The sequence below is a fragment of the Amycolatopsis pittospori genome, assembly GCF_013870525.1.
Taxonomy (GTDB): Bacteria; Actinomycetota; Actinomycetes; order Mycobacteriales; family Pseudonocardiaceae; genus Amycolatopsis; species Amycolatopsis pittospori.
Window position 1 is genome coordinate 32,806 of sequence record NZ_JACBXD010000044.1, and the last position, 25,999, is coordinate 58,804.

26 protein-coding genes and 1 pseudogene are annotated in these 25,999 nt (G+C 68.6%); 19 read left to right on the plus strand and 8 right to left on the minus strand.

Annotated features, from left to right (window positions below; translation table 11 throughout):
* Positions 1–86 precede the first annotated feature (86 nt).
* The 6 genes from H5J31_RS23675 to H5J31_RS23700 are packed head-to-tail and all read left to right on the plus strand — an operon-like array spanning position 87 to position 6,610.
* Positions 87–947, plus strand: a complete 861-nt coding sequence (locus H5J31_RS23675; protein WP_181774831.1) for a fumarylacetoacetate hydrolase family protein — start codon at positions 87–89, stop codon at positions 945–947.
* Positions 947–2,251, plus strand: coding sequence for an enolase C-terminal domain-like protein (locus H5J31_RS23680; protein ID WP_181774832.1), 1,305 nt, complete (start codon positions 947–949; stop codon positions 2,249–2,251). The genes H5J31_RS23675 and H5J31_RS23680 overlap by 1 nt, the downstream gene beginning before the upstream one ends.
* Entirely contained in the window at positions 2,244–3,002 is a 759-nt protein-coding gene (locus H5J31_RS23685) for an SDR family NAD(P)-dependent oxidoreductase (RefSeq protein WP_181774833.1), read from the plus strand. Before H5J31_RS23680 ends, H5J31_RS23685 begins: the two co-directional genes overlap by 8 nt.
* A 28-nt stretch (positions 3,003–3,030) precedes the next feature.
* Positions 3,031–4,074 carry a sugar ABC transporter substrate-binding protein gene (locus tag H5J31_RS23690; RefSeq protein ID WP_328701587.1) on the plus strand — a complete coding sequence of 348 codons (1,044 nt, stop codon included), beginning with the start codon at positions 3,031–3,033 and terminating at the stop codon, positions 4,072–4,074.
* Complete coding sequence (locus H5J31_RS23695) at positions 4,071–5,594, plus strand: sugar ABC transporter ATP-binding protein (RefSeq protein WP_181774834.1); 1,524 nt, start codon at positions 4,071–4,073, stop codon at positions 5,592–5,594. Before H5J31_RS23690 ends, H5J31_RS23695 begins: the two co-directional genes overlap by 4 nt.
* Positions 5,591–6,610, plus strand: coding sequence for an ABC transporter permease (locus H5J31_RS23700; RefSeq protein WP_181774835.1), 1,020 nt, complete (start codon positions 5,591–5,593; stop codon positions 6,608–6,610). Before H5J31_RS23695 ends, H5J31_RS23700 begins: the two co-directional genes overlap by 4 nt.
* Positions 6,611–6,692: 82 nt before the next feature.
* Here H5J31_RS23700 and H5J31_RS23705 read toward each other — a convergent pair whose 3' ends face one another.
* Positions 6,693–7,403, minus strand: coding sequence for a FadR/GntR family transcriptional regulator (locus H5J31_RS23705; protein WP_181774836.1), 711 nt, complete (start codon positions 7,401–7,403; stop codon positions 6,693–6,695).
* 106 nt (positions 7,404–7,509) lie between these two features.
* On the opposite strand from H5J31_RS23705, the gene H5J31_RS23710 reads away from it, so the two are divergent.
* Genes H5J31_RS23710 through H5J31_RS23720 form a run of 3 tightly spaced genes read left to right on the plus strand, consistent with a single transcriptional unit; the run spans position 7,510 to position 9,610 of the window.
* Entirely contained in the window at positions 7,510–7,812 is a 303-nt protein-coding gene (locus tag H5J31_RS23710) for an L-rhamnose mutarotase (protein WP_181774837.1), read from the plus strand.
* Positions 7,809–8,780, plus strand: coding sequence for an aldo/keto reductase (locus H5J31_RS23715; protein ID WP_181774838.1), 972 nt, complete (start codon positions 7,809–7,811; stop codon positions 8,778–8,780). Before H5J31_RS23710 ends, H5J31_RS23715 begins: the two co-directional genes overlap by 4 nt.
* Positions 8,777–9,610 (plus strand): amidohydrolase family protein, encoded by an 834-nt coding sequence (locus H5J31_RS23720; RefSeq protein ID WP_181774839.1) that lies wholly within the window; start codon positions 8,777–8,779, stop codon positions 9,608–9,610. Before H5J31_RS23715 ends, H5J31_RS23720 begins: the two co-directional genes overlap by 4 nt.
* A gap of 222 nt (positions 9,611–9,832) precedes the next feature.
* On the opposite strand, the gene shbA is transcribed toward H5J31_RS23720, so the two are convergent.
* The 4 genes from shbA to H5J31_RS23740 all read right to left on the minus strand — a co-directional run bounded on the left by shbA (position 9,833) and on the right by H5J31_RS23740 (position 11,887).
* Positions 9,833–10,489: an RNA polymerase sigma factor ShbA gene (gene shbA, locus H5J31_RS23725; RefSeq protein ID WP_181774840.1), complete on the minus strand. Its 657-nt coding sequence runs from the start codon at positions 10,487–10,489 to the stop codon at positions 9,833–9,835.
* A gap of 250 nt (positions 10,490–10,739) precedes the next feature.
* Positions 10,740–11,036: a DUF202 domain-containing protein gene (locus H5J31_RS23730; protein WP_181774863.1), complete on the minus strand. Its 297-nt coding sequence runs from the start codon at positions 11,034–11,036 to the stop codon at positions 10,740–10,742.
* 31 nt (positions 11,037–11,067) lie between these two features.
* Positions 11,068–11,421 (minus strand): YidH family protein, encoded by a 354-nt coding sequence (locus tag H5J31_RS23735; RefSeq protein ID WP_181774841.1) that lies wholly within the window; start codon positions 11,419–11,421, stop codon positions 11,068–11,070.
* Positions 11,422–11,431: 10 nt separating this feature from the next.
* Positions 11,432–11,887, minus strand: a complete 456-nt coding sequence (locus tag H5J31_RS23740) for a GtrA family protein (protein ID WP_181774842.1) — start codon at positions 11,885–11,887, stop codon at positions 11,432–11,434.
* Between the two features lie 168 nt (positions 11,888–12,055).
* On the opposite strand from H5J31_RS23740, the pseudogene H5J31_RS23745 reads away from it, so the two are divergent.
* Both H5J31_RS23745 and H5J31_RS23750 read left to right on the plus strand, forming a co-directional pair.
* Positions 12,056–12,256: pseudogene (locus H5J31_RS23745) on the plus strand (hypothetical protein); the annotation flags it as partial.
* Positions 12,257–12,352: 96 nt separating this feature from the next.
* Positions 12,353–12,664: an iron-sulfur cluster biosynthesis protein gene (locus H5J31_RS23750; RefSeq protein WP_181774844.1), complete on the plus strand. Its 312-nt coding sequence runs from the start codon at positions 12,353–12,355 to the stop codon at positions 12,662–12,664.
* Between the two features lie 123 nt (positions 12,665–12,787).
* Here the strand turns inward: H5J31_RS23750 and H5J31_RS23755 are convergent, their stop codons facing one another.
* Genes H5J31_RS23755 through H5J31_RS23765 form a run of 3 tightly spaced genes read right to left on the minus strand, consistent with a single transcriptional unit; the run spans position 12,788 to position 17,054 of the window.
* On the minus strand, positions 12,788–13,912 hold the full coding sequence (locus H5J31_RS23755; protein ID WP_181774845.1) for a glycerate kinase: 1,125 nt from the start codon (positions 13,910–13,912) through the stop codon (positions 12,788–12,790).
* On the minus strand, positions 13,909–14,874 hold the full coding sequence (locus tag H5J31_RS23760; RefSeq protein WP_181774846.1) for a 2-hydroxyacid dehydrogenase: 966 nt from the start codon (positions 14,872–14,874) through the stop codon (positions 13,909–13,911). The genes H5J31_RS23755 and H5J31_RS23760 overlap by 4 nt, the downstream gene beginning before the upstream one ends.
* 50 nt (positions 14,875–14,924) lie before the next feature.
* On the minus strand, positions 14,925–17,054 hold the full coding sequence (locus H5J31_RS23765) for an alpha-galactosidase (RefSeq protein WP_181774847.1): 2,130 nt from the start codon (positions 17,052–17,054) through the stop codon (positions 14,925–14,927).
* A 76-nt stretch (positions 17,055–17,130) separates the two neighbouring features.
* On the opposite strand from H5J31_RS23765, the gene H5J31_RS23770 reads away from it, so the two are divergent.
* The 8 genes from H5J31_RS23770 to H5J31_RS23805 all read left to right on the plus strand — a co-directional run bounded on the left by H5J31_RS23770 (position 17,131) and on the right by H5J31_RS23805 (position 25,995).
* The gene (locus H5J31_RS23770; protein ID WP_207898604.1) at positions 17,131–18,300 is read left to right on the plus strand and encodes an ROK family transcriptional regulator; all 1,170 of its coding nucleotides are present in this window, start codon (positions 17,131–17,133) and stop codon (positions 18,298–18,300) included.
* Between the two features lie 9 nt (positions 18,301–18,309).
* The gene (locus H5J31_RS23775; protein WP_207898606.1) at positions 18,310–19,590 is read left to right on the plus strand and encodes an ABC transporter substrate-binding protein; all 1,281 of its coding nucleotides are present in this window, start codon (positions 18,310–18,312) and stop codon (positions 19,588–19,590) included.
* Positions 19,587–20,558, plus strand: a complete 972-nt coding sequence (locus tag H5J31_RS23780; protein ID WP_181774848.1) for a carbohydrate ABC transporter permease — start codon at positions 19,587–19,589, stop codon at positions 20,556–20,558. The genes H5J31_RS23775 and H5J31_RS23780 overlap by 4 nt, the downstream gene beginning before the upstream one ends.
* Position 20,559: 1 nt before the next feature.
* On the plus strand, positions 20,560–21,417 hold the full coding sequence (locus H5J31_RS23785; RefSeq protein ID WP_181774849.1) for a carbohydrate ABC transporter permease: 858 nt from the start codon (positions 20,560–20,562) through the stop codon (positions 21,415–21,417).
* Positions 21,418–21,438: 21 nt separating this feature from the next.
* Entirely contained in the window at positions 21,439–22,758 is a 1,320-nt protein-coding gene (locus H5J31_RS23790; RefSeq protein ID WP_236005348.1) for a glycoside hydrolase family 27 protein, read from the plus strand.
* Between the two features lie 500 nt (positions 22,759–23,258).
* Positions 23,259–24,068, plus strand: a complete 810-nt coding sequence (locus H5J31_RS23795; RefSeq protein ID WP_181774850.1) for a CoA transferase subunit A — start codon at positions 23,259–23,261, stop codon at positions 24,066–24,068.
* Positions 24,065–24,820 (plus strand): CoA-transferase subunit beta, encoded by a 756-nt coding sequence (locus H5J31_RS23800; RefSeq protein ID WP_181774851.1) that lies wholly within the window; start codon positions 24,065–24,067, stop codon positions 24,818–24,820. The genes H5J31_RS23795 and H5J31_RS23800 overlap by 4 nt, the downstream gene beginning before the upstream one ends.
* Entirely contained in the window at positions 24,817–25,995 is a 1,179-nt protein-coding gene (locus H5J31_RS23805) for a thiolase family protein (protein ID WP_181774852.1), read from the plus strand. Before H5J31_RS23800 ends, H5J31_RS23805 begins: the two co-directional genes overlap by 4 nt.
* Positions 25,996–25,999 lie beyond the last annotated feature (4 nt).

The window sequence follows — 25,999 nt, forward strand, 5'->3', positions numbered from 1 at the left end:
TCGAAGGTCGTCAGGTATACATCGGATGTCTGTTCGTTGCTGTTGGAGCCGTTGATTCTTGACGGTTCGGCCGGAAGGGAAAATCCGTGCAGCTGTTGCGTCTCGGGGAGCCGGGAAGTGAGCGTCCGTTCGTACGTGCCGGGGATGGCACGCTGCGCGACCTCGCGGGACTGACCGCCGACATCGATGGCAGCTTCTTCGCGGGCGACGGTGTCGCCAAGGTCGCGGCCGCGCTGGCCGCCGGTGAGCTGCCCGAAGCCGGTCCGGAATTCGCCGCCGCCAGGGTCGGTTCGCCGATCGCGCGGCCGGGCAAGGTCGTCTGCATCGGTCTCAACTACCGGCAGCACGCGGAGGAGTCCGGTGCCGCCGTGCCGACCGAGCCGGTCGTCTTCATGAAGGCGTCCGACGTCGTCGTCGGCCCGGACGACGACGTGCTCGTGCCGCGGAACTCGACCAAGACCGACTGGGAGGTCGAGCTCGGCGTCGTCATCGGCAAGACCGCGCGGTACCTCGAAAGCGTCGAAGAAGCCCTCGAGTACGTCGCCGGGTACACCGTTTCGAACGACGTCTCCGAGCGCGAGTTCCAGCTCGAACGCGGCGGCCAGTGGGACAAGGGCAAGTCGTGCGAGAACTTCAACCCGCTCGGCCCGTGGCTGGTCACCGCCGACGAGGTGCCCGACCCGCAGGACCTCGGCCTGCGGCTGTGGGTCAACGGAGAGAAGAAACAGGACTCGTCGACCAAGGACATGGTCTTCACGGTCGCCGAGATCGTGCACTATCTGAGTCGGTTCATGGTGCTGCGCCCGGGAGACCTCATCAACACCGGTACTCCGCAGGGCGTCGCGCTCGGCCGGCCCGAGCCCAAGCCGTACCTGCGGGAAGGTGACGTCATCGAGCTCGAGATCGACGGCCTCGGCCGCCAGCGTCAGACCGCGAGGCAGGCGTGATGGCCAAGATCGTGGGCATGGAGGTGCTCGACGTCCGGTTCCCCACTTCGCGGGAGCTGGACGGTTCGGACGCCATGAACCCGGACCCGGACTACTCGGCCGCGTACGTCGTCCTCCACACCGACGGCGGCCCCGACGGATACGGGCTCGCCTTCACCATCGGACGCGGTAACGACGTCCAGGCCGCGGCCATCCGCGCGCTCGAACCGCATGTCGTCGGCCGGGACGTCCCCACGGACGCGGCCGCGCTCGGCGATCTGTCGAGGGCACTGGTCGGCGACTCGCAACTGCGGTGGCTCGGCCCGGAAAAGGGCGTCGCGCATATGGCGATCGGCGCGGTCGTCAACGCCGCCTGGGATCTCGCCGCCCGTATCGCCGGACTGCCGGTCTGGCGCTTCGCGGCCGAGATGTCGCCCGAGGACCTGGTCTCCCTCGTCGACTTCCGCTACCTCTCCGACGCTTTGACGGAGGAGGAGGCGCTGGAGATCCTCCGTGCCGCCGAACCCGGCCGTGCGGAGCGGATCGCCCGGATCGAGCGCGACGGGTACCGCGCGTACAGCACTTCCCCCGGCTGGCTCGGCTACTCGGACGCGAAACTCGTCCGCCTCGCCGAGCAGGCGGTCGCCGACGGCTTCGAGATGATCAAGCTGAAGGTCGGCGGCAACCTGGAGGACGACGTCCGCCGGATGAAGCTCGCCCGCGAGACCGTCGGCACCGGCATCCGCGTCGCCGTCGACGCGAACCAGCGCTGGGACGTCTCGGCCGCGATCACCTGGATGACCGCGCTCGCGCCGTACGACCCGTACTGGATCGAGGAGCCGACCTCGCCGGACGACGTGCTCGGGCACGCCGCGATCGCCAAGGCCCTTTCCCCGATCCGCGTGGCCACCGGCGAGCACGTCCAGAACCGCGTGGTGTTCAAGCAGTTGCTGCAGGCGGACGCGATCTCGGTGCTGCAACTGGACGCCGCCCGGGTCGGCGGGTTCAACGAGAACCTGGCGATCCTGTTGCTGTCGGCCAAGTTCGGCGTCCCGGTATGCCCGCACGCCGGCGGTGTGGGGCTGTGCGAACTCGTCCGGCACCTGTCCATGTTCGACTTCGTGGCGGTGTCCGGCTCGGACGTCGACCGGTCCATCGAATGGGTCGACCACCTCCACGAGCACTTCACGGATCCGGCCGTCGTGGCCGACGGGCGGTATCTCGCCCCGTCCGCGCCGGGGTTCTCCGCGCGGATGCACGACGCGACCCTGCGCCGGTTCCGGTTCCCCGACGGTCCAGAGTGGACGGAGACTGCAAGTGAGTGAATTCGAAGGCCTCGTCGCCGCCGTCACCGGTGGCGCGTCCGGGATCGGCCGGGCCGCCGCCGAACTGCTCGCCGCTCGCGGGGCGACGGTCGCGGTGCTCGACCTGAAGCCGGACGACCTCCCCGAGGGCTTCACCGGATTCCGGTGCGACGTCGGCTCCGACGACGAAGTGCGTTCGGCGATCGAATCCGTCGTCGAACGCTTCGGCAGGCTCGACATCCTCGTCAACAACGCCGGTATCGGCGCGCAGGGCGACGTCACCGCCAACGACGACGACGAATGGCACCGAGTGCTCGACGTCAACGTCGTCGGCATGGTGCGGCTCGCGCGGGCCGCGTTGCCGCATCTGAAGAAATCGCCGTCGGCCGCGATCGTCAACACCTGCTCGATCGCGGCGTGGGCGGGCCTGCCCAACCGCGCGCTGTACTCGGCCAGCAAGGGCGCGGTGCTCTCGCTGACGCTGGCGATGGCGACCGACCACCTCGCCGACGAGATCCGGGTCAACTGCGTCTGCCCTGGCACCGCGGACACCCCGTGGGTCGGCAGGCTGCTCGACTCGGCGGGCGATCCGGCCGCCGAGCGGGCCGCGCTGGCCGCCCGGCAGCCGATGGGCAGGCTGGTCACCGCGGACGAGGTCGCGAACGCGATCGTGTACCTCGCCAGTCCGCTTTCGGCTTCGACCACCGGCACGGCGCTCGCCGTGGACGGCGGTATGTACGGGCTGCGCCCGCGCGGCCCGGTCCAGAAGTAGGTTCCCCGCTGTCATCAAGGAGGATGCGGTGCGTACGAGGGTGATCAAGGTGGCCGCCGCGGCCACCGCGCTCGGGCTGGCCCTGTCGGCCTGTGGGTCCACGAAGGACAACGCGCCCACGGCGGGTGGCGGCGGGGCCCAGGGCGGCAAGGTCGGGGCGACGATCCCGTTGCTGACTTCGCCGTTCTGGCAGGCCTACAACAACTACGTGCCGCTAAAGGCGAAGGAGCAAGGCGTCGACGCGCTGCCCACGGTCAACGCGGACAGTGACTCGGCGAAGCAGATCACCGACGTCAACACCCTGCTCAACCAGGGCGTCAAGGGTCTCGTCGTGACGCCGATCGACTCCGCCGCGGTGGTCGCGGGGCTGAAGGCCGCGGAGAACAAGGGCGTCCCGGTGATCGCCGTCGACGTCGCGCCGGAGAGCGGCAAGGTCGCGATGGTGGTGCGCGCGGACAACAAGGCGTACGGCACCAAGGCCTGCGAGGCGATCGGCGCGAAGGTCACGTCCGGCAAGGTCGTGCAGGTCATGGGCGACCTCGCCTCGGTCAACGGACGCGACCGCTCCGAGGCCTTCCGGCAGTGCATGAAGACGAAGTTCCCCGGCGTCCAGGTGCTGGAGATCGCCGCCGAGTGGAAGGCGGACAAGGCGTCGTCCGGTCTGGACAGCCTGCTGACCGCCAACCCGGACATCAAGGCCGTCTACATGCAGGCGGGCGGCGTCTACCTCGCGCCGACACAGCAGGCACTCAAGCGCAAGAACCTCTACTTCCCGGTCGGCGACCCGAAACACGTGGTGCTGGTCAGCAACGACGGGATCCCGCAGGAACTCGCCGCGATCCGCGCGGGCGAACTCGACGCGACCGTCTCCCAGCCCGCCGACGACTACGCCAAGTTCGGCATGTACTGGATCAAGAAGGCGATGGCGGGGGAGACCTTCAAGGCCGGGCCGACCGATCACGGCAGCACCGTCGTCGAGGTCCGGCCCGGGATCCTGGAAGACCAGTTGCCCGCGCCCGTGGTCACCAAGGACAACGTGGACGACAAGGCCCTCTGGGGGAACAACCTGTGAGCGCGCTGCCCGCCGGCTCCGCCGCCGTACCGGTGGTCAGCGCACAGGGCGTCGGTAAACGCTACGGCCCGACCGTGGCGCTGTCCGACGTCAGCCTCACCGTGAACCCCGGCGAGTCGCACGCGCTCGTCGGCCGCAACGGTGCGGGGAAATCGACGCTCGTCTCGATCCTCACCGGACTGTCCAAGACGGACACCGGGCGGGTCGAGTTCGGCGGCGTCCCCGCCCCGCCACTGTCCAAACAGGACGACTGGAAACGCGCGGTCGCCTGCGTGTACCAGCACGCGATGGTCGTCCCGCAGCTGACCGTCGCGGAGAACCTCTTTCTGAACCGCCAGTCCGGCAAGGGATTCGCGATCGGCTGGCAGCGTCTGCGCCGCCAGGCCAGGGACCTGCTGGAATCCTGGGACGTGCACGTCGACGTCGACACCCCTGCCGGGGAACTCTCGGTCGAGGACCGGCAGTTCGTCGAGATCGCGCGGGCGCTCTCCTATGGCGCCCGGTTCATCGTGCTCGACGAACCGACCGCCCAGCTGGACAGCCAGGCGATCGAGCGGCTCTTCGACCGGATGCGCCAGATGCAGGCGAACGGGGTGACGTTCCTGTTCATCTCGCACCATCTGCACGAGGTGTACGAGGTCTGCCAGGCGGTCACCGTGCTGCGCGATGCCAAGCACATCCTCACCGCGCCGGTCTCGGAAGTCGGTCGCGCCGAGTTGATCGACGCGATGACCGGGGAACAGGGCGGGCTTTCCGTCCGCGACGCGACGACCCGCGACGCTCTGGCCGCCGACGCGGACGAGATCCTGACCGTCGACGGCCTGTCCGGTGACGGCTTCCACGACGTGACCTTGCGGGTGCACCGCGGTGAGGTGATCGGTCTCGCGGGCAGCAACGCCAGCGGCAAGCACCAGGTCGCCGAAACCGTGTACGGACTGCGCTCGGCGACCTCCGGCACGATGCGGGTCGCGGGCGAACCGCTGAGGCCGGGTGACATCCCGGCGGCGATCCGCGCGGGAATCGGCTGTGTACCGCGGGATCGGCACCACGAGGGCCTGGTGCTCGACCACTCCATCATGGACAACGCCACACTGTCCATTTTGGATCGGATGGGCAAGGCGGGCATCGCCGCGCCGAGCGCCCGGTACGAGCGGGCGTCGAGAGCGCTGAAGGACTACGACATCGTCGCGGCCGACGCCGAGCAACCGGTGTCCGACCTTTCCGGCGGCAACCAGCAGAAGGTCGTCCTGGCCCGCGCGCTCGCCGGGGATCCCCGGCTGGTCGTGCTGATCAACCCGACCGCGGGGGTGGACGTGAAATCGAAGGAGGCCCTGCTCGCGGTCGTCGACCGGGTGCGGGCCGAGGGCAAGGCGGTGCTGATCGTCAGCGACGAGCTGGACGACCTGCGCCTGAGCGACCGGGTGCTGGTGCTGCGCGCCGGTGCCGTGGTCGCCGAACACCAGGCCGGCTGGTCCGACGGCGACCTCGTGGCCGACATCGAAGGAGTCGAGCGCGGATGACCGAACTGATGACGGATCCGAAGACGGCGTCCTTGGCGCCGCCACCGCCGAAACGCCGGAAGTTCCGCTGGCTGCGGGAACTGGCCCTGGTGCCGGCGCTCGTCGTGGTGCTGATCATCGGAGGACTGATCAGTGACACGTTCCTGACCTTCGGCAGCATCGTCGGCATCCTGTCCGCCTCGGCGGCGCTGTCGATGGTGGTGCTGGGCGAATCGCTCGTGCTGCTGACCGGGAAATTCGACCTGTCGCTGGAATCCACCATGGGGATGGCGCCCGCGCTGGGCGCGATGCTGGTGATCCCGGTGGCGTCTTCGGGCTTCGGCACCGAAATCCCCGGCTTCGTGGGCGTTCTCGCCGTACTCGTGGCCGGCGCGGCCGTCGGCTTCGTGAACGGGTTCCTGATCGTCAAGCTGAAGCTGAACGCCTTCATCGTCACGCTGGCGATGCTGACCGTGCTGCGCGGCACGCAGATCGGGTCCACCCAAGGCAAGACGCTGTTCGACCAGCTGGACGTGTTCACCGCGATGGCGACGACCACGTTCATCGGCCTGCCGATGTCGGTGTGGCTCGCCGCGGCGCTGTTCACCGTGTTCGGGCTGGGCCTGCGCTACCACCGGATCGGCCGGTCCCTCTACGCCATCGGGGGTAACCGGGCCGCCGCGCGGGCCGCCGGTATCCGGGTCGACCGCATCTCGTGGGGCGTGTTCGTCGTGGCCGGCGTGCTGGCCGCGCTCGGCGGTCTCGCGTACACGGGATACGTCGGCGCGCTCGGCGCCGACCAGGGCGACGGGTTGATCCTTCAGGTGTTCGCAGCCGCGGTGATCGGCGGTGTCTCCCTGGACGGTGGGAAGGGCACGCTGGTCGGGGCGCTCACCGGCGTGCTGCTCCTGCAGACGGTCACCAACCTGCTGCAGGTCGCGCAGGTGCCGCCGGAGTGGCTGAAGGCGATCTACGGCGTGATCATCCTGGTCGCGTTGATCATTTCGCGCTACGCCAGCGGGAAAGCCCAGACCTAGTCCGAAAGTCCGTGAAGGCCTCCTTCCCTACCCTGAAAGTAGGGAAGGAGGCCTTCACGGACCATCAGTGGAGGTAGCTGTGTCAGGAAGCTTCGGCGGCCGCGGTCGGGTCGTCGGCGGTGCCGAGGGCGTTGCGGAGCCACTGCTCGACCCCGGCCACGTGCACGGTGGCCCAGGAACGGGCGAGTTCCGGTTCGCGGTTCGCGATGGCCTCGTAGATCGCCGAGTGCTGCTCGCGCGTCTTCGCGACAGCGCCCTCCTGCGTGAGCCCACGCCAGATCCGGGCACGCGCGGTGGGGCCGGAGAGGCTGTCGAGCAGCGAGCACAGCACCGGATTCCCGGAGCCGTCGGCGATCTTGCGGTGGAACTGCAGGTCGTTCGCGACCAGCGCCTCCACCGTCGGCGAGTCGGCGAGTTCGTCGAGCAGGCGGCCTAGTTCCGCGATGTCCTCGTCGCTCATGTGCATCGCGGCCATCGCCGTCGCCGCCGGTTCGAGGATCCGGCGGACGGCGAGGAAGTCGAGCACGGTGTCGTCGCGGTGGAAGTCCACCACGAACGTCATCGCGTCGAGGAGGAGATTCGGTTCGAGGCTGGTGACGTACGTGCCGTCGCCCTGGCGGACGTCGAGCACGCGGATCAGGCACAGGGCCTTCACCGCTTCGCGCAGCGAACTGCGGGACAGGCCCAGCCGCTGGGCCAATTCGGCCTCTTTCGGCAGCCTGTCGCCAGGAGCAAGCTCGCCGGAGATGATCATGTCCTTGATCTTGTCGATCGCGACATCGGTGACCGGCATGTTCCACCGCCCTCCCCGAAGACCTCGGATGTTTGAGTGTTAGTTGACAGAGTGCCATGTTTCGAGCTGAGGAGGCGCGGTGACCCACGGTGTCGCACTACAAAGAGTGGCACTCCACACCCGGTTGAAGCCGGGCAAGGAGGCCGAATACGAGTCGGTCCACGCCGTCATCCCACCCGATCTCGACGAGGCGCTGCGGGCCGCCGGGGTCGGATCGTGGCGGATCTGGCGTGACGGTCTCGATCTGTTCCACCTGGTGGAGGTCGAGGACTACGCGAAGATGCGGGCGATCCTGCGCGAGCATCCGGCCAACATTCCCTGGCAGGCACGGATGTCGGAACTGCTCGACGTCGAGGACGACTATTCGGGTGGCGATTCCGGCCTCGGTCTCGTATGGGAGCTTCCGTGAAGCTCTCCCTGTCCCCACTGGGGCTCGGCTGTGCGCAGCTGGGCAATCTGTACCACGCCATCACCGACGAAACGGCCGAAGAGACCGTCCGTCAGGCGTGGAACGAAGGCATCCGGTACTTCGACACCGCGCCGCACTACGGTCTCGGCCTTTCGGAACGACGGCTGGGCGCGGCCCTTTCGGCGTATTCCCGTTCGGACTACGTGGTGTCCACCAAGGTCGGTCGCGTGCTGGAACCCCATCCGGACGGCGCGTCACGCACGGACTCGCAGGGTTTCGTGGTGCCCGCGGCCTACAAACGCCGTTGGGACTTCAGCCGCGACGGGATCCTCCGGTCGCTTGAGGACAGCCTGGAACGCCTCGGCCTGGACCGCGTGGACGTCGTCTACGTGCACGATCCGGACGAACACTTCGAGGACACCGTGAACGGCGCGTTCCCCGCGCTGCTCGAACTGCGGGAGCAAGGCGTCGTCGACGCCATCGGGGCCGGGATGAACCAGGCTCCGATGCTCGCCGAATTCGTCCGCCGGTTCGACCTCGACGTCATCCTGCTCGCCGGGCGGTACACGCTGCTCAACCAGCCCGCTCTCGACGATCTTCTGCCGCTGTGCCAGGAACGCGGGGTCGACGTCGTCGCCGGGGGAGCGTTCAACGCGGGGATCCTCGCCACCGCCACGCCGGGCACGATGTACGACTACGCCGAGGCGCCGTCGGAACTGGTGGATCGCGCGCGGCGGATCGCGGAAGTCTGCGAACGGCACGGTGTCGAACTGCCTCAGGCCGCGCTGGCCTTGCCCGCCGCGCATCCGGCGGTGGTCTCCGTCGTCGTCGGCGCGCACGATCCCGGCCAGGTCCGGCTCAACGCCACGCGATTCCGCCGTCCGGTGCCGCGCGAGTTGTGGACGGAGCTGATCCGTGCGGGACTGTTGCGGGAGGACACCGTGCTGCGACCGGAAGGACAGTCGTGATCGACGCGCACCACCACCTCTGGGACCCCTCGCGACGGCACTACCCGTGGATGACCGGTGAGGCACTGGGACCGATCCGCCGTCCGTACACAGTGGACGATCTCCGTACGGTGGCCAAGACGGCCGGGGTGAAGGCGACCGTGCTGGTGCAGACGGTCTCCTCGGAGGAGGAGACACGCGAGTTCCTTGCGGTCGCTTCGGCCGAGCCCCTGATCGCCGGGGTGGTCGGCTGGGTCGACCTCACCGCACCCGATGTGGCAGACCGGCTCGCCGCGTTTTCCGGGCCCCTGGTGGGAATCCGGCATCAGGTGGAGGACGAGCCGGACCCCGCGTGGCTGACCCGGCCCGAGGTCTTACGTGGTCTCGCGGCCCTTGGCGAGGCCGGCTTGGCGTACGACCTTTTGGTGAAGCCGCCGCAACTTCCGGCCGCTCTCGCCGCCGCTTCGGCGTTGCCGGATCAGGTTTTCGTCCTCGACCACGCCGCGAAACCGCCGATCGCCTCCGGGGAATGGCAGCCCTGGGCGGACGGCATCGCGGCGTTGGGAGCCTTGGAGAACGTGTACTGCAAGCTTTCCGGTTTGGTCACCGAAGCCGACTGGGCACAGTGGAAGGTCGGGCACCTCGCGAGATGGGCCGAGCACGTCATCGACTCTTTCGGGGCCTCGCGGCTGATGTTCGGCTCCGACTGGCCGGTCTGCGAACTGGCGGCGGCGTACGAGGTCGTCGTGGACACGGCGTTCTCGCTGACCGGCTCGTTGAGCGACTCGGAACGGCTGGAGTTCTTCGACGGCACCGCACGGCGGGCGTACCGGCTTCCCACCGCGACATAGCGGCTCACGAGCACCTGGGGCCAGTGGTAGGTCAGAGCAAGGTTGCGAAAGCCACTTTCGCAACCTTCAACGTTGCGAAAGTGGCTTTCGCAACACGCGGAAACCGCCGGGACATACGACAAATCACCGGTTCGAAACCGGTGGGAGGAAGAAAGTGGGCGGCGCGGGGTCCAGGCGCCTGAGAGCCGCTGATCGACGACCTGCGGCAGGGGGGAAGGAAGGTCAGAACTCGTCCTGGTTGACCATCCCGCGCAGGCGGGCCAATGCGCGGTGCTGCGTCACGCGCACGTTGCCTGCGGAGATGCCCAGTGCTTCGGCGGTTTCGGCCGCGGAGAGGCCGACTGCGATGCGGAGGGCGAGGATTTCCTGCTGCACTCGCGGGAGAGTGGAGAGGAGGCGGCTGAGCCGGGCGCCGAGGTCCAGGTGCAGGGCGTGCGTTTCCGGCTCGTTGTCGGCGAAGGGCCGCTCCGGCAGTTCCGGCACCGGCTCCGACCGGTCACGGGAGACCGCGCGGTAGGCGTCGGCGACCTTGTTGGCGGCGATGGCGTGCACGAGATAGAGGAAGGAGCCGCCGCGATCCTGGTAGCCGGGCAAGGCCTTCAGCACCGCCATGCACACTTCCTGCGCGACGTCGTCCGCCGACAGGTAGGACAGGTCGCGTCCGCCCATCCTGGCGCGGCAGTAGCGCACCACGACGGGACCGATCATCCGCAGCAGCGCTTGGATCGCCGCCGGATTCCCGTCTCCCGCGTCCCTGACGAGGGGATCGAGATCTTCCTTCGTCAGCCGTCCTCCCGGTCGAGGCAGGTTCTCCGGAGTCGTATATCCGGGGACCGCATCGGGGGTGACGGTTCTGGACGCGCTGGAAGTTGCTTGCATGGTCGTCCTCCCCGGCCGACCCTGCGACCGTCGCTGTCGAGGGGCCAACACTCCGTAACGATTGAGGGCGGCAGATGCTCCGTAAGATCAGATTCACCTGCCGCCGTTGCGACGCAGCGTAATCGTAGGCGCCGATCGGACGGCAGTAAAGATTTCAACTAGAGATAGCCCATTAGACGGAGTCGGCTTAATACAACCGAGACTCTGCGTCAGCGAAACAGCGGTCGCGATCGCAGGACGTATGCGGCCTTTAGCGCACCGCGATCAAAGCGGCCGCGGTCGCTACGACGAGTGCTGATGCGGTGACAGCAAAGGCTGGGTTAAGAGGTTTCGGGGTTCCCGGTCCGCGCAGTGCCCGTTCACGAACGGAGCCGATGACGACCAGGGCCACCACGGTGGCTCCGGCGAACGCCACCGGGATGACCGCCGTTCCCCAGCCTCGTCGTGCGGCCATGTGCAGTAAGAGGAGTGTGCAGGCAGTAGCCGCGAGCGCCGTCCGGCGCCAGGCCAGCCCGGTCCGTTCCGCTTGCGCTCCGTGATCGCGCACGTGCGGCCGCGCGCTCAAGATCCGGCCGTGATCACGAGAACACCACCAGGGCCGCGGCCGTCAGCGTGATGACCAGGATTCCGGCGGTCAGGAACAGCAGCATCCCGCTCTTCGGCAGCGGCCGTCCCGTGCGCATCGCGGTCTGCACCTGCCGCCAGCGCGGGTACGCGGCCGCCGCGAGGACGGCGGCCAGTACGACGCACAGTCCGGCGAGCACGGTGCTCAACGCGGACGGGTCCGGAACCAGCTGATGCACCGCGACGCCGCCGGCGAGCAGGCCCAGTGCCGTCCTCAGCCAGGCGAGGAAGGTCCGCTCGTTGGCGAGCGTGAATCGGTAGTCGGGTTCCGCGCCACCGTCGTGCGGTCCGCCGTTGATCTCTGCCACCCGACGAACACTAAGCCTTCTGGCGAGGGAAGACCCACCAGCGAAGGACCGCGAAGCGTGCGATGCCGCCCACGACGCTGGCCATGAGCAACGCGCCCGTCTGCTCCAGTGCGGTCGGTTCGCTGATCACCGCGTCGAGGGACGCGAGCACGATCGAGCCGTACGCCGCGTAAAAGGCGAACGTCACCAGGTCCTGGAAGTGCCGCTTGCCCGGATGACTCTTCCGGGTGGCGAAGGTGACCCGGCGGTGGAACTCGGTGTTCCCGATGGTCGTGACGGCGAGCGCGACCAGATTGGCCGGCTGGGGACCCAGTATCGGCTGTAAGACAAGGAACAGCACCGCTTGAAGACCGGTGGCGGCCACTCCGGCGACCACGTACCAGGCGGCGTGATGGCCCAGCTCGTGATGTCGCTCCGGCGCGCGCCGGATGATCCGGTGCCCTGGCGCCCACCTGGTGGTGGTCATGCGAACGACGCTACTCCGTTTCACAAACTTGTGAAGCTACTAAACCTGCTGGGAACTGTGATCCCCGCGACAGGGCACCGTTTCACCGAGAAGGGCGTCGGGTAAGCCACAGGGACCGGGTCGAGTACAGCACGGCCCGGTCGACGTCCGACGAGGAGGAAGAGGCCGGTGAGCGATCGTGAGACGGCCGAACCGGAAACACTGACGCCCAGCGAGGCTCTCGACGAGGACGAACTCCGCGTCGACCCGCTCGAGGAAGGCATCGAGCCGCCCGAGCACTGGAGTGGAGCCGATCGGTTCGGGACCACTCCGGCGGAGATCCGCGAAGGGGAATCCCATGCCCAGCGGCTGGCCGAAGAGGTCCCGGACGTGGGCGAAAAATGATCTTCACTCAGACGGCGGGCCAAGTCCGGACCCCCTAGCGTGGTCCGTCAAGTGCAAGACCGCGACGAAGGAAGGCCGAAGATGCTTACTGTCACCGAAGCCGCCGCCGAGGCGATCACCGCACTGACCGGGCAGGACGGAACGCAAGGCGGAAGTGGTTTGCGTTTCGCGATGCATTCCCTGGAGGGGGATAGTCCCCAGCTCGCCGTTTCGGTTGCTCCGCAGCCCGAAAACGGTGATCAGGTGCTCGGCGCCGAGGACGGCCCGAAGGTGTTCTTGGAACCCGACGCCGCCGCGCTGCTCGACGACAAGGTGCTCGACGTACAGCAGGACGAAACCGGCGAAGTCGCCTTCGCCGTACTCCCGCAGGCACACCCGCAGCCCGGCAGCTGAGCTGCGCGAGTTCAGACTTCGAGAAGCACCGAACGCCCGGTCCTGAGGTCCGTGAAGGACTCCTTGAGGGACCCAGGGTCCCTCAAGGAGTCCTTCACGGACTGACGGTCTTGACGTTCGGGCTCAAGTCCGGGCCCAGGCACGGACCAGCTCGCCGGCCCGCTCGCGCAGGAGTTCCGCCGCGTGCGCACGCGCGTGGTCGAGTGAGGGCGCGTGGTCGATCAGGGCGGCGCTGCCCACGACCCCGAGGCCGGCGAGCTGGCTCTGATCCAGCTGGATGCGTCCGGCCAGCACCATCAGCGGTACCGCGTGCTCCTGCGCACGGGCCGCGATACCCGCCGGAGCCTTGCCGTCGAGACTCTGTTCGTCCAAGGAACCCTCGCCGGTGATGACCAGATCGGCCCGTTCGATCGCGCCCGCCACGCCGGTGAGTCCGGCGATGAGCTGGAAACCGGATTCGACGCTCGCGCCGAGTCCGGCGATCGCCCCGGCGGCCACGCCGCCACCCGCGCCCGCTCCCGGGATGTCGGAGACGTCCGGGGTTCCGGCGTTCACCAGTGCCTGCGCCCAACGGGCCAGCGCCTCGTCCAGCTGCTCGACCTCACGCGGTCCCGCACCCTTCTGCGGACCGAAGATCGCGGCCGCGCCGCGCGGTCCGAGCAGCGGGTTCGTCACGTCGGTGGCGACGGCGACCTCGACGGAGCCGAGCCTGTCGCGCACCGGGCCGAGTTCGGCCGAAGCGACGCGGCCCAGCGTGCCGCCACCCAAGCCGACCGGGGCGCCGAACGCGTCGAACACCCCGGCGCCCAGGGCCGCCAGCATCCCGGCGCCGCCGTCGGTGCTCGCGGTTCCGCCGACGGTCAGGACCAACCTCCGCGCGCCGTTGTCGAGCGCGTGGGCGAGGAGTTCGCCGACGCCCCAGGTGTGCGCGGTCAGTGCCACGTCCGGGCTCGGCTCGACGAACTCGATCCCGCACGCGCGGGCCGATTCGATGTAGGCCGTTCCGTCGAGGACCACGTAGCGCGCTTCGACGGTGTCTTCGAGCGGGCCACGGACCGGAAGTTCCACGAGACGTCCGCCTGCCGCGAGGAGGACGTCGAGCGTTCCTTCGCCGCCGTCGGCCACCGGGCAGGACGAGACCTCGGCCTCGGGCAACGCGTCGCGGACGCCGTGGGCGATCGCTTCCGCGGCCTCGACCGCGGTCAGGCTTCCCTTGAACTTGTCGGGCGCGATGACCACACGAGTCATGGACGAACCTCCGTCAGCGGGTTTCCGCCGGTGAGCACCGACGCGACGTTTTCGGCCGCGAGCACGGCCATGGCGGTACGGGTCTCGACCGTCGCCGATCCGAGGTGCGGCGTCAAGACGACGTTCTCGAGTTCCAGCAGTCGCGGTTCGACCTCGGGCTCCGCCTCGAACACGTCGAGGCCGGCTCCGGCGATCTCACCGGCTTCGAGCGCGTCCGCCAGCGCCGCCTCGTGGACGACCGGCCCGCGCGTGGTGTTGATCAAGTAGGCGCCCGGTTTCATCGTCTTCAGCGCGTCCGCGTCGATGAGGTGCCGCGTTTCCGGCGTCAGCGGGCAATGCAGTGAAACGACGTCGGAACGTTCCAACAGTTCGGTGAAGGAGACGTACTCGGCGCCCAGGGTCTTCTCGACCTCTTCGGACAAGCGAGACCGTCCTGAATAGACGATCCGCATGCCGAAACCGAGCGCCCGTCGCGCCATCGCCTGCCCGATCTGGCCGAGTCCGACGACGCCGAGTGTCTTGTCCTGCAGGCCGGAGCCGAGCAGGAAGCCGAGATGGAACGACCACGGCGTGCGCGAGCGGATCAGCCGTTCGCCCTCGCCGAGCCGGCGCGTGACCGCGAGGAGCAGTCCGAACGCCAGATCCGCGGTGGCGTCGGTGAGCACACCGGGTGTGTTGGTGACGGTGACGCCGCGTTCGGCCAGCGCCGGGACGTCGACGTTGTCGTAGCCGACGGCCACGTTCGCCACGACCTTCAGATCCGGGCCCGCCGCTTCGGCGACCTCGCCGTCGATCCGGTCGTGCAGCATGCCGACGACCGCGGACGCGCCCCGGACGAACTCGCGGAGTTCGTCCGGCGTGAGCGGCCTGTCGGCGCGGGACAGTTTCACCTCCCCGACTTCGGCGAGCACCTTCACCGCTTCGTCGGGAATCCACCGGGTCACCGCGATCGTCGAGGGCACCCACTCAGCCTAGTGCCCGGCGGTTGGTATCCCAAACCTGAGAATCCCCGTCATGAGGGATGCTCTTCCCCTGCGCGGGGGACCCGGGTGAGGCGGATCAGGGCGCTCGCGTAGTCCTTTCCGGGCAGGTTCGGGTCGATCCCGTGCGAGAGCAGCACGGCCCCGTGGTGGATCTCGCCGGTGTCGGCGTCGCGGTATCGCGCGTCCGGGTCCAGGCCGGCGAGCCGCGGCGGGACGAGCGCGCGGCCGTACTCCGCCGGCCGTTGCCAGATGAGCACGACCACGCGGTCTTCGAACAGATACTGGACCGCCGTCAAGGGGGAGTCCTCCGGTTCGCCCAGCCGGTACTGCGCGCCGTGCTGGACGACCGGGCGGATCTCCTTGTACAGCGCCACGAGCGCGGCGGCCTCGCGCCGTTCCTCGAACGTCCACAGTGGAAGGTCGCCGCCGAGGCCGAGTACGCCGGCCATCGCGACGTGGAACCGGAACCGCAGCGGGATCGCCCGTCCGGTCAGCGGATTCGGGCTGTCGGTCACCCAGGCGGCCATCGTGCCCGCCGGGTAGAGCTGGCTGTAGCCGTGCTGGATGCCGATCCGGTCGAAGGCGTCGGTGTTGTCCGACGTCCACACTTCGTCGGTGCGGGCGAGGATGCCCAGGTCGGCCCGGCCGCCACCGCCCGCGCAGGATTCGATCCGCAGCCGCGGGTGATCCGCGCGCAGCCGGTCCATCACCGCGTACACCGCGCGGACATGGTCGATCCACAACCGCGACGCGTCCTCGCCGCGTTCCGGCCAGCCCGCTTCGGTGAACGCGCGGTTCATATCCCATTTGAGGAAGTCGATCTCGTGTGTGCCCACCAGGTTGTCGAGCCATTTGTGCGCCCAGTCCGCCACTTCCGGCCGCGCGAAGTTCAGCACGAGCTGGCTCCGCAACGTCGTCCGCTCGCGATTGTCCATACGCAGCACCCACTCCGGATGCGCGCGGTGGAGATCGCTGTCGGGGTTCACCATCTCCGGCTCGACCCAGATGCCGAACCGCATGCCGAGCCGGTGGACCTCGTCGATGAGCGGGTCGAGTCCGTGCGGGAAGCGTTCGGCGTTGGCCGTCCAGTCGCCGAGCCCGGCGGAATCGTCGACGCGTCCGCCGAACCAGCCGTCGTCCATGACGAACAGCTCCGCGCCCAGTTCGGCCGCGGCCACGGCGAGCGCCTTCTGCTTCTCCTCGTCGACGTCCCAGCCGGTGGCCTCCCACGAGTTGTAGACGATCGGCCGCAGCTCCTCGGGATGCGGCAGGACGTGCCCGGAAACGTAGGCGTGCCAACGCCTGCTGGTGCCGCCGAAGCCGTCGGCCGCGTAGAGTCCGGCGAACATCGGCGTCTCCCAGGTCTCGCCGGGCCGCAGATACCGCGTCAGTCCCTCGTGGCCGACGCCGCCGGTCCAGGTGACGCGGTCGGTGTGCGAGCGCTCGGCGGTGATCCGCCAGCTGCCGCTCCACGCGAGCGCGGTGCTCCACACCTCGCCGTGGTTCTCGACGGCGTCACCCGCGTCGAGCATCAGCCAGGGGTTGGCCTGGTGACTGGAAACCCCGCGCCTGCTGGTCAAGGTCGTCTCGCCGACGGACAGCGGTTCGCGGCGGACGCCGAACTCCGCGCTCCACGCGCCGGACACGTGCGAAAGCCGGTAATCGGCGCGTCGCGGCAGTGTCCAGGCGGCGGAATCGGTGCGGGACAAGGTGATGGGGGCGTCGTCGCCGGTGTGCCGCAGCGTCGTCCAGCGCTCGATGACGTCGGAGTCGTCGTGCACGCGGTAGTGCAACTCGACTTCGAGCGGGTAGTGCCGGTCGCGCAGGCGGACGGTCAGCTCCCCGTTTTCGCTTTCGTGGCCGGCGAAACTCCACTCGATCGCCTGGGTCCCGTCCTGGAATCGCACCTGCAGACCGGAGACGCCGAACGCCGCGCCGCCCTCGGCCGGGAGTTCGGGCCGGTCGTCGCCGGGCTCGTCGAAACTGCTGTCCGCCGGGCTCCGCCTGGCCGCGATCGACTTCGCCTGTTCGAGCGTGAGCGGGGGACCCCAGTGCACATGCCCCGGCCGGTCGGCGGCGTCGAGCCGCAACGCGTACGAAGTGCCCGGGGTGCTGAGCAGCCAGAGGCGCTGGGCGGGGTCGAACTCGATCCTCGACATGCACCCGAGCGTAGAGCTGACCAGGGAAAAAATAAATTCTTGACGAAGTTAATTTATTCGTCGTACCGTACCGGCCATGCCACGCAGTGCACCGGCAAGGGCGCCGATCACCAGTCCCGCGGCGGCGACCGTGTTCACCACGGTCCTGACGCAGGGGCCGGTCAGCCGCGTGGACGTGGCCCGCCGGACGGGCCTCTCCTCGGCGGCCGTCACCAAGGCCGCGCGGCCGTTCATCGAGGCCGGTTACCTGGAGGAACTGGCGTCGGAGGAACGGACCGGGCCGGGGGCGGGCCGTCCGGCGAACCCCCTCGCGATCCGGCCGGACCGCGAGTACTTCGTCGGCGTGAAGATCACCGCGGACGACCTCATCGGCGTCGTCACCGACCTTCGCGCCGGGATCCTGACCTCCCGCCACCATCCGTTGCGCGAGCACGACGCCGAGCACGTCGTGGCCGCGCTCGCGGATCTGGTGGGCGAACTCCTGGACGAGGGTTACCGCGACCGGGCCTACAGCCTCGGCGTCGCCATCTCCGGTGACGTCGACCGGGTGACCGGATTCGTCCGCTACTCGCCTTTCCTCGGCTGGCGAGACGTTCCGCTCGCCGAACTCCTCGACGAGGCGACGGGTCTGAAGACGACGTTGGAGAACGACGTCAAGGCGCTCGCCGTCGCTGAGCAGTGGTTCGGCGAAGGCGTCGGCGCGTCGTCGTTCGCGCTGGTCACCGTGGGGACCGGCATCGGCAGCGCGCTGGTGGTCAACGGTCAGCTGGTCAGCGGAGCACACGGGGTGGCGGGCGAGATCGGTCATGTCCCCATCGCCGACGGCGGACCGGCCTGCCATTGCGGCGGAACCGGTTGCGTGGAAGCGATCGCGTCCACCGAGGCGATACTGACCGCGGCGAGGGAGGCGGCGGGCGAACCCGCGTTGACCATGGACGACGCCGTCGCCAGGGCACGCGGGGGAGACGAGTCCCTGCGCGAGGTGTTCGCCGGCGCGGGTCACGCGATCGGGCTCGGGCTGGCCGCGCTGGTCAACCTCTTCGGCCCGGAGCGTGTGGTCGTCTCCGGGGAAGGCGTCGCCACGTACGACTTGTTCGAAGAGCAGATCCGCCGGACCTTCGCCGTGCAGGCGTTCGGCAGCGCGGGCCGGTGCGGTCTGGTGATCCGGCCGCTGCCGTTCGAGGAATGGGCGCGGGGCGCAGCCGCCGTCGCCGTACAAGGTCTTTTCGTCCCCGACCGCCTTTAGGAGTTCGACATGCCAGCTCCGATTTCCCGCCGCGATTTCCTTGTCGGCTCGATGCTCTTCGCCGGCGGTGCGGTCGTTTCCGCCTGTGCCACCGGTGATCCGCTCAACAAGGGCGGGAACTCTTCCGGCGCCAAGGTGACGTTGAACCAGTGGTATCACGCTTATGGCGAGGACGGCACGCAGGAAGCGGTCAAGCGGTACGCGCGGGAATTCACCAAGGCCAACCCCGACATCGCCGTCAACATCACCTGGATCGCGGGCGACTACGAGACCAAACTGAACTCCGCGCTGCTCACCTCGCAGGCGCCGGATCTGTTCGAACTCGGCGACTTCCGGTACCAGAACGTCAAGAACGGCCTGCTCGCCCCGCTGGACGACATCGTCGCGCCGGTGCGCGGCGAATTCAGTCAGGCGGCGCTGGACATGGTGACCGTCGACGGGAAGCTTTACGGCGTCAAGATGATGGACGACGTCATGATGCTCTTCTACCGCAAGAGTGTCCTGCAGGCGGCCGGGATCGCGCCGCCCCAGACGTTCGCGGAGCTGCTCGAAGCGACCAAGAAACTCAACGCCGACAAGCAAAACGGCCTGTATCTCGGCACCGACGGCGTCGGTGACTCGGCGTACCTGCTGCTCTGGTCGGCGGGCGTCGATCTGTTCGACGCGAGTGGCGAGAAGGTCGCCTTCGACGGTCCGCGGGCCGTCGCCGCGATCGAAGGACTCAAGCAGCTGCACGATTCCGGCGGACTGCTGAAGGGTTACACCACCGACTGGTCGGATCCCGGCGCGTTCAAGGACAAGGCCGTCGCCATGCAGTGGTGCGGACTCTGGGCGATGCCGCAGATCAAGAAGTCGCTCGGCGACGACTTCGGCGTGGTGCCGTGGCCGAAGTTCGGCGACGCGGGACGTCCGGCCGCTCGCGTCGGCGGCTGGTCGCAGCTCGTTAACGCCAAGGGGTCCCATGTGGACGCGGCCAAGGAGTACGTGAACTGGCTGTGGATCCAGCAGCAGGAACTGCAGAAGGACTGGTGCGTCAAGTACGGCTTCCACATCCCGGCGCGTAAGCCGATCGCGGCGCAGACCACGGAATTCGCCGAGGGCGCCGCCAAGGACGCCGTCGCCATCTCGCAGCAGAACGGGCACACCTTCCCGGCGTTGTGGAACAAGGCGTCGCAGAACCTGCTTCTGCAGTCGGTCGTGAAGATCGCGAACGGGGAGGCCGCCGCCGGCCCCGAACTCGCGGACGCGGCGAAGAAGGTCCAGGCCGAAGTCGACAAGCAGCTGGCATGACGTCGACCGTGACCCCGCCTGCCCGGGCCCGCCTCGCCGGACGGGCGGCCCGGGCCAAGCGGGTCAGGAAACGGGTGGACTGGCGGGCGATCGGCGCGTTCGCCGTGCTCACCGGGCCGACGGTGCTCGGCCTGGGCCTGTTCAAATACGTCGCGATCGGCTGGAGCTTCCTGCTCAGCTTCAACGACGCGCGCGGCACCCTCGACCTCGGCGAATGGGTCGGCCTGGACAACTACACCACGCTGCTCGCCGACGAGGCCTTCCTGTCCTCGCTGACTTCGATCGGCCTGTTCACCTTGTTCATCGTGCCGGTGACGTTCGCGATGTCGCTCGGGCTTGCGGTACTGGTGAACGGCATCGGCAAGGGCCGCGCGTTCTTCCGGACGGCCTTCCTCATCCCGGCCGCGGTTTCCTACGTGGTCGCCGCGCTGGTGTGGCGGATGGCGCTGTTCAACGGGCTCCCGACCGGTGTCGCGAACACGCTCGGCGGCCTCTTCGGCATGGAGCCGGTCGCGTGGCTTTCCGAGACGAGCCCACCGCTGTACTGGATCGCGGTGGTGACGCTGAGGCTGTGGCTTCAGGTCGGGCTCTACATGATCCTGTTCCTGGCCGGGCTGCAGGCGATCCCGCGGTCGCTGTACGAGGCCGGGGAACTGGACGGGACTTCGCGGTGGCAGGCGTTCCGGCACATCACCTTGCCGCAGTTGAGGAACACCTCGGTCGCTGTCCTGCTGCTCATCCTGATCGCCGCGTTCCAGGCCTTCGACGAGTTCTACAACCTGTTCAGCTCGGTGCAGACGGGCAACGCCACCGCGCCGGTGCGGCCGCCGCTGGTGTTCCTCTACGACTCCGCGCTCGGCGACCAGAACTACGGGCTCGGTTCGGCGGGCGCGTTCGTGCTGACCCTGATCATCGTGGCGGTCACGTTGCTGCAGGGCCGGATCGTCGGCTTCGGGAAGAAGGACTGACATGGCCGTCCTGACCTCCACCGCGCCTGCCCGCGTGCGCCGTAAGAAGAACGTCGGCGGCTACGCGCTGGCGACTGTGCTCTCACTGATCTTCCTGCTGCCGTTCTACCTGATGGTGCGCAACGCGCTGGTGACCCCGGACCAGGCGACGTCGGCGGACTGGCAATGGCTGCCGGATCCGTTGAGCTGGGCCAACTTCGGTGATCTGTTCGCCGACGAATCGGTGCCGATGGCGAGTTCGCTGGGGAACTCGTTCCTGATCGCGATCGTCACCGCGCCCATCGCGACGCTGCTCGGTTCGATGGCGGGCTACGCACTGGCCCGGATCGAGGTGCCCGGACGGCGGGCGGTGTTCACCTTCGTCCTGGTGACGCTGATGATCCCCCAGTCGGTGACATTCGTGCCGACGTTCGTCGTGGTCGGCGCGATGGGCGGCGTGAACACCCCATGGGGGATAATCGCGCCGAACCTCTTCAACGCCTTCGCGGTGATCCTGTTCCGCAACTTCTATCTCCGGTTCCCCGCCGAGATCGAGGAAGCCGGCCGTCTCGACGGACTCGGGTACCTCGGCGTGTACGTGCGGCTCGTGCTCCCCAACTCGGGAGCGATGCTCGCGTCGCTCGGCTCGCTGTTGTTCATCGAGAGCTGGAACGCCTTCCTGTGGCCGCTGGTCATCGGGCAGGACCCGGCGTCGTGGACCGCGCAGATCGCGCTGTCGACGTTCCTCACCGCGCAGACGGTGAACCTGCCCGCGCTGTTCGCGGGTGCACTGGTCACCATCGCCCCACTCGTCGCGATGTTCCTGGTCGCGCAGCGCTTCATCGTCCGCGGGATCACCGCCAGCGGGCTCAAGGAGTAGTTCTCTCAACGAGGAGACGACATGCGCTTTCTCCGCCGTCTTTGCGTCGCGCTTTTGGTGATCTTCTCGGCCGTCGCCGTGCCGGTCGCCGAGGCGAAGACCGCTTTCGTGAAACCGTTCATGGGCTGGAGCAGCTGGAGCGTCCAGTCGTCGACGAGGCCGGGCTACGGCACCGGCTGGCTCAACGAGAACCACATCCGCGACGCCGCCGACGCGATGGCGGGCAAACTGAAGCGGGCCGGGTACGACCACATCAACATCGACTCGGGTTGGAACGCCACGGCCGACTGGGTCTTCCACACCGACGCCAACGGGATCCCGGATCCGGAGCCGTCGCGGTTCCCCAGCGGGATCAAGGCCTTGGCCGATCACGTGCACGGCAAGGGGTTGAAGCTCGGCCTGTACTCGGTGACAGGGCTGGAGAAAGAGGTCTACGACAAGAACGCGCCCATCGCGGGGACTTCCTGCCGGGCGCAGGACATCGCCTTCAGGCCGTTGACGCCGTCGAACATGTGGGGCGGCAACTGGAAGATCGACTACCGGAACCCCTGCGCGCAGCAGTACTACGACTCGATCGTCGCGAAGTTCGCTTCGTGGGGCGTCGACTTCATCAAGGTCGACGGGACGACCGAGGACAACGTCGGCGACCTCGCCGCCTGGTCCAAGGCCATCGACCGGTCGGGCCGCGGGATGTGGCTGACCGCGAGCGCCTGGCCGGTCCCGCGCTCGATCGGCGAGCGGCTCGCCCCGCACGTCAACGGCGTCCGCGTCGACACCGACATCGAGTGCTACTGCGACACGGTGTCCTCTTGGGACAGCTCGGTGAAGGCCCGCTGGGCGGACCTGCCGAACTGGCTCGGCATCTTCGGCCGCGACTACCGTGCGGACCTGGACTCGATGCCGATCTCGAACAACGTCGGCAACGGCATCCAGGACGGCATCGACGACGTCGAGCGCCAAAGCGTCATGACGTTCTGGTCGATGGCTTCGGCGCCGCTGTACGTCGGCGGCGACATCTACTTCCTGGACGACAAGGCCGTCTCGATCCTCACGAACCCCGAAGTCATCTCGGTCGACCAGTCGGGCACGTACCCGACGCGGGTGACCGGCGGGGATCTGCAGGTGTGGAAGAAGAAACTGCGCGACGGCAGCTGGGCGCTGGCCGTCTACAACCTGGGGTCCTCGCCCGCCGACATCACCGTGAAGTGGGGCGACGCCGGGCTGCACGGGAAGAAGAAGGTGCGAGACCTGGTTTCCCGTTCGGAGCTCGGGAAGTTCTCCGGTTCCTGGACAGCGTCGGCGGTTCCGGCGCACGGGTCGCGGTTGATCCAGGTGCGGTAGGTCTTCCCGCGGGTGGCGGCCCGCGGGGTGAGATGAAGGGGCCTTTCGTCGCGAACTTCGTGAGGAGGGGTCCCTTCATCGCGTTCGGTGCGGGTCGTCGTGAGTGGCGATTCGGGTCAGGGCCAACCGTGTCTCAGGTACCCACCGGTCGGGCGTTTCGCGTGGCTGGCGGGACGACACACGTGATCAGACGGACGACGCGCGTGACTGGACGGACGGCAAGCGTGACTGGACGGACGACACGGCAGGACTCGGCCGTCGCCGAGTGTCGTCCGTCTGATCACACGTGCCGTCCGCCCAGTCACGCGAAAGTACCGACTCGATACCGGCGCCCTGCTTGCCCATATGTACTTGGAAGGGGCCCTTCTCGACTCGCGCCGGCGATCGCAAGTAGTCGGCTAAACGCGACCGCCCCAAAGAAGGAGTGCCCCGGCCGCCCGAACCGTGCTATGTTCAGATGAAGAACAAGTGTGCGCGATACGAACAGGCCGGGAGTGGGGATGGCGGAGCTGCTGTCGTTGAAGGAGGCCGTGGCACGGCTGGTGCACGACGGGGACACCGTCGCGCTCGAGGGCTTCACGCACCTCATTCCCGTAGCCGCCGGCCACGAGATCATCCGTCAGCGCCGCACCGGCCTGACGTTGGTCCGGATGACCCCGGACATCGTCTACGACCAGCTCATCGGCGCGGGCTGCGCGAGCAAGCTGATCTTCTCGTGGGGCGGTAACCCCGGTGTCGGCTCGCTGCACCGTTTCCGCGACGCGGTCCAGTACGAGTGGCCGGTACCGCTGGAGATAGAGGAACACAGTCACGCCGGGATGGCGAACCGGTACGTCGCCGGGGCGTCGGGTCTCCCGTTCGCGGTACTTCGCGGTTACACGGGCACCGATCTGCCTTCGCGGACGGACACGATCAAGCCCATCACCTGCCCGTTCACCGGTGAACAGCTCGCCGCCGTCCCCGCGCTGAACCCGGACGTGACGATCGTGCACGCGCAGCGTGCCGACCGTGCGGGCAACGTCCAGATCTGGGGTATCACCGGCGTTCAGAAGGAGGCGGTGCTGGCGGCGAAGCGGTCGCTGGTCACCGTCGAGGAGGTCGTGGACGAACTGGAGCCGCGGCCGGGCGCGATCGTGCTGCCGTCGTGGGCGGTCACGGCCGTCGCCGAGGTGCCCGGCGGGGCGAGCCCGTCCTACGCGGCCGGGTACTACGAACGGGACAACGACGCCTACCAGGCATGGGACGCGATCGGCCGGGACAGGGAGAGCTTCACCCGCTGGCTCGACGAGCTGACGGGAGTGAAGGCATGACCGAGTACACCTCCGACGAGATGATGAGCGTCGCCGCCGCTCGTGCGCTCGGCGACGGGACGTCCTGTTTCGTGGGCATCGGCCTGCCCAGTACGGCCGCGAACCTGGCCCGCCGTGGCCACGCGCCGAATCTGACGCTGATCTACGAATCCGGCTGCCTCGGCGCCAAACCGACCCGGCTCCCGCTGTCGATCGGAGACGGCGAACTGGCCGACACCGCGGACGCCGTGGTCAGTGTCCCCGAGGTCTTCAACTACTGGCTGCAGCCCGGCCGGATCGACGTCGGCTTCCTCGGCGCCGCCCAGCTGGACAAATTCGGCAACATCAACACCACCGTCATCGGCCCCGACTACGCGAACCCCAAGGTCCGCCTGCCCGGCGCGGGCGGTGCGCCGGAGATCGCCGCGTCGTGCCGTGAGGTGTTCGTGGTGCTGCGGCAGAACCCCCGCGCGTTCGTCGAGAAGGTCGACTTCGTGACGTCGTTCGGCCACGGCTCCGGCAAGGGGGACCGGGAGCGGCTCGGCCTCCCCGGCGCCGGTCCGACGCTGGTGGTCACCGACCTGGGCCTGATGCGGCCGGACCCCGAGACCTCGGAGCTGACGCTCACCGAACTGCACCCCGGCGTCGAGGTCGATCAGGTCGTCGAGGCGACCGGGTGGAAACTGAAGGTGGCAGGCGACCTGGGAACCACCCCGGCGCCGACCGAGGCAGAACTCCGCATCCTCCGAGACCTCAAAAGGGCGAGCGCATGACCGACGTCTTCCTGTTCGACGCCATCCGTACCCCGTTCGGCAAATACGGCGGCGCACTGTCCGGGGTCCGCCCGGACGACCTGGCCGCCACCGTCTTGCGGGCGCTGGGCGAGCGCAACGACCTCGACCCGGCCACCGTGGACGAGGTGGTGCTCGGCGACGCCAACGGCGCGGGCGAGGACAACCGCAACGTCGCGCGGATGGCGGCGCTGCTGGCGGGCTGGCCGACGACCGTTCCCGGCGCCACGGTGAACCGGCTGTGCGGTTCCGGTCTCGACGCGGTCATGCAGGCGAGCCGGTCGGTCCAGGTCGGCGACGCGTCGCTCGCCGTCGCGGGCGGCGTCGAGTCGATGAGCCGTTCGCCGCTGGTCATGCAGAAGCCGGAGAAGGCCTTCCCCGCCGGCAACCAGACACTGCACTCCACCGCGCTCGGCTGGCGCATGGTCAACCCGAAGATGCCCGAGCAGTGGACGGTCTCGCTCGGCGAGTCCACCGAACAGCTCGCCGAGCGCTACGGCATCGGCCGCGAAGAGCAGGACGCGTTCGCCGTCCGCAGCCACGTCAACGCCGCCCGCGCCTGGGACGAGGGGTTCTACGACGACCACGTCGTGCCGGTCGCGGGCGTAGAGCTCACCCGGGACGAGGGCATCCGGCCGGACTCCAACCCCGAAAAGCTCGCGAAGCTCAAGCCCGTCTTCCGTCCACAAGGGACGGTCACGGCGGCCAACGCCTCACCGCTGAACGACGGCGCGTCGGCGCTGCTGCTCGGCGACGAGGCAGCGGGGAAGCGGCTCGGCAAGGCGCCGCTGGCCCGGATCGCCGGCCGGGGCGCGGCTGGTGTCGATCCCGACGTCTTCGGCATCGGCCCGGTCCGCGCGGCGGAGATCGCCCTGGAACGGGCGGGGATCGGCTGGGACGACCTGGCGGCGGTGGAACTGAACGAGGCGTTCGCCGCGCAGTCGCTGGCCTGCCTGCGGGACTGGTCGAAGCTCGACCCGGAGATCGTGAACGTCAACGGCGGTGCGATCGCGATCGGACATCCGCTCGGTGCCTCCGGCGGCCGGATCCTCGGCACGCTGGCCCACCACCTGCGCCGCACCGGCGGCCGGTGGGGCCTGGCCGCCATCTGCATCGGCGTCGGCCAGGGGCTGGCCGTCGTCCTCGAAGCACACTGAACCG

Bases quoted from the DNA above. Each gene is read 5' to 3' on its own strand.
- H5J31_RS23680 (WP_181774832.1), top strand. From the start codon at position 947: ATGGCCAAGATCGTGGGCATGGAGGTGCTCGACGTCCGGTTCCCCACT.
- H5J31_RS23700 (WP_181774835.1), top strand. From the start codon at position 5,591: ATGACCGAACTGATGACGGATCCGAAGACGGCGTCCTTGGCGCCGCCA.
- H5J31_RS23705 (WP_181774836.1), bottom strand. From the start codon at position 7,403: ATGCCGGTCACCGATGTCGCGATCGACAAGATCAAGGACATGATCATC.
- shbA (WP_181774840.1), bottom strand. From the start codon at position 10,489: ATGCAAGCAACTTCCAGCGCGTCCAGAACCGTCACCCCCGATGCGGTC.
- H5J31_RS23740 (WP_181774842.1), bottom strand. From the start codon at position 11,887: ATGACCACCACCAGGTGGGCGCCAGGGCACCGGATCATCCGGCGCGCG.
- H5J31_RS23750 (WP_181774844.1), top strand. From the start codon at position 12,353: ATGCTTACTGTCACCGAAGCCGCCGCCGAGGCGATCACCGCACTGACC.
- H5J31_RS23755 (WP_181774845.1), bottom strand. From the start codon at position 13,912: ATGACTCGTGTGGTCATCGCGCCCGACAAGTTCAAGGGAAGCCTGACC.
- H5J31_RS23765 (WP_181774847.1), bottom strand. From the start codon at position 17,054: ATGTCGAGGATCGAGTTCGACCCCGCCCAGCGCCTCTGGCTGCTCAGC.
- H5J31_RS23770 (WP_207898604.1), top strand. From the start codon at position 17,131: ATGCCACGCAGTGCACCGGCAAGGGCGCCGATCACCAGTCCCGCGGCG.
- H5J31_RS23775 (WP_207898606.1), top strand. From the start codon at position 18,310: ATGCCAGCTCCGATTTCCCGCCGCGATTTCCTTGTCGGCTCGATGCTC.
- H5J31_RS23780 (WP_181774848.1), top strand. From the start codon at position 19,587: ATGACGTCGACCGTGACCCCGCCTGCCCGGGCCCGCCTCGCCGGACGG.
- H5J31_RS23785 (WP_181774849.1), top strand. From the start codon at position 20,560: ATGGCCGTCCTGACCTCCACCGCGCCTGCCCGCGTGCGCCGTAAGAAG.
- H5J31_RS23790 (WP_236005348.1), top strand. From the start codon at position 21,439: ATGCGCTTTCTCCGCCGTCTTTGCGTCGCGCTTTTGGTGATCTTCTCG.
- H5J31_RS23795 (WP_181774850.1), top strand. From the start codon at position 23,259: ATGGCGGAGCTGCTGTCGTTGAAGGAGGCCGTGGCACGGCTGGTGCAC.
- H5J31_RS23800 (WP_181774851.1), top strand. From the start codon at position 24,065: ATGACCGAGTACACCTCCGACGAGATGATGAGCGTCGCCGCCGCTCGT.
- H5J31_RS23805 (WP_181774852.1), top strand. From the start codon at position 24,817: ATGACCGACGTCTTCCTGTTCGACGCCATCCGTACCCCGTTCGGCAAA.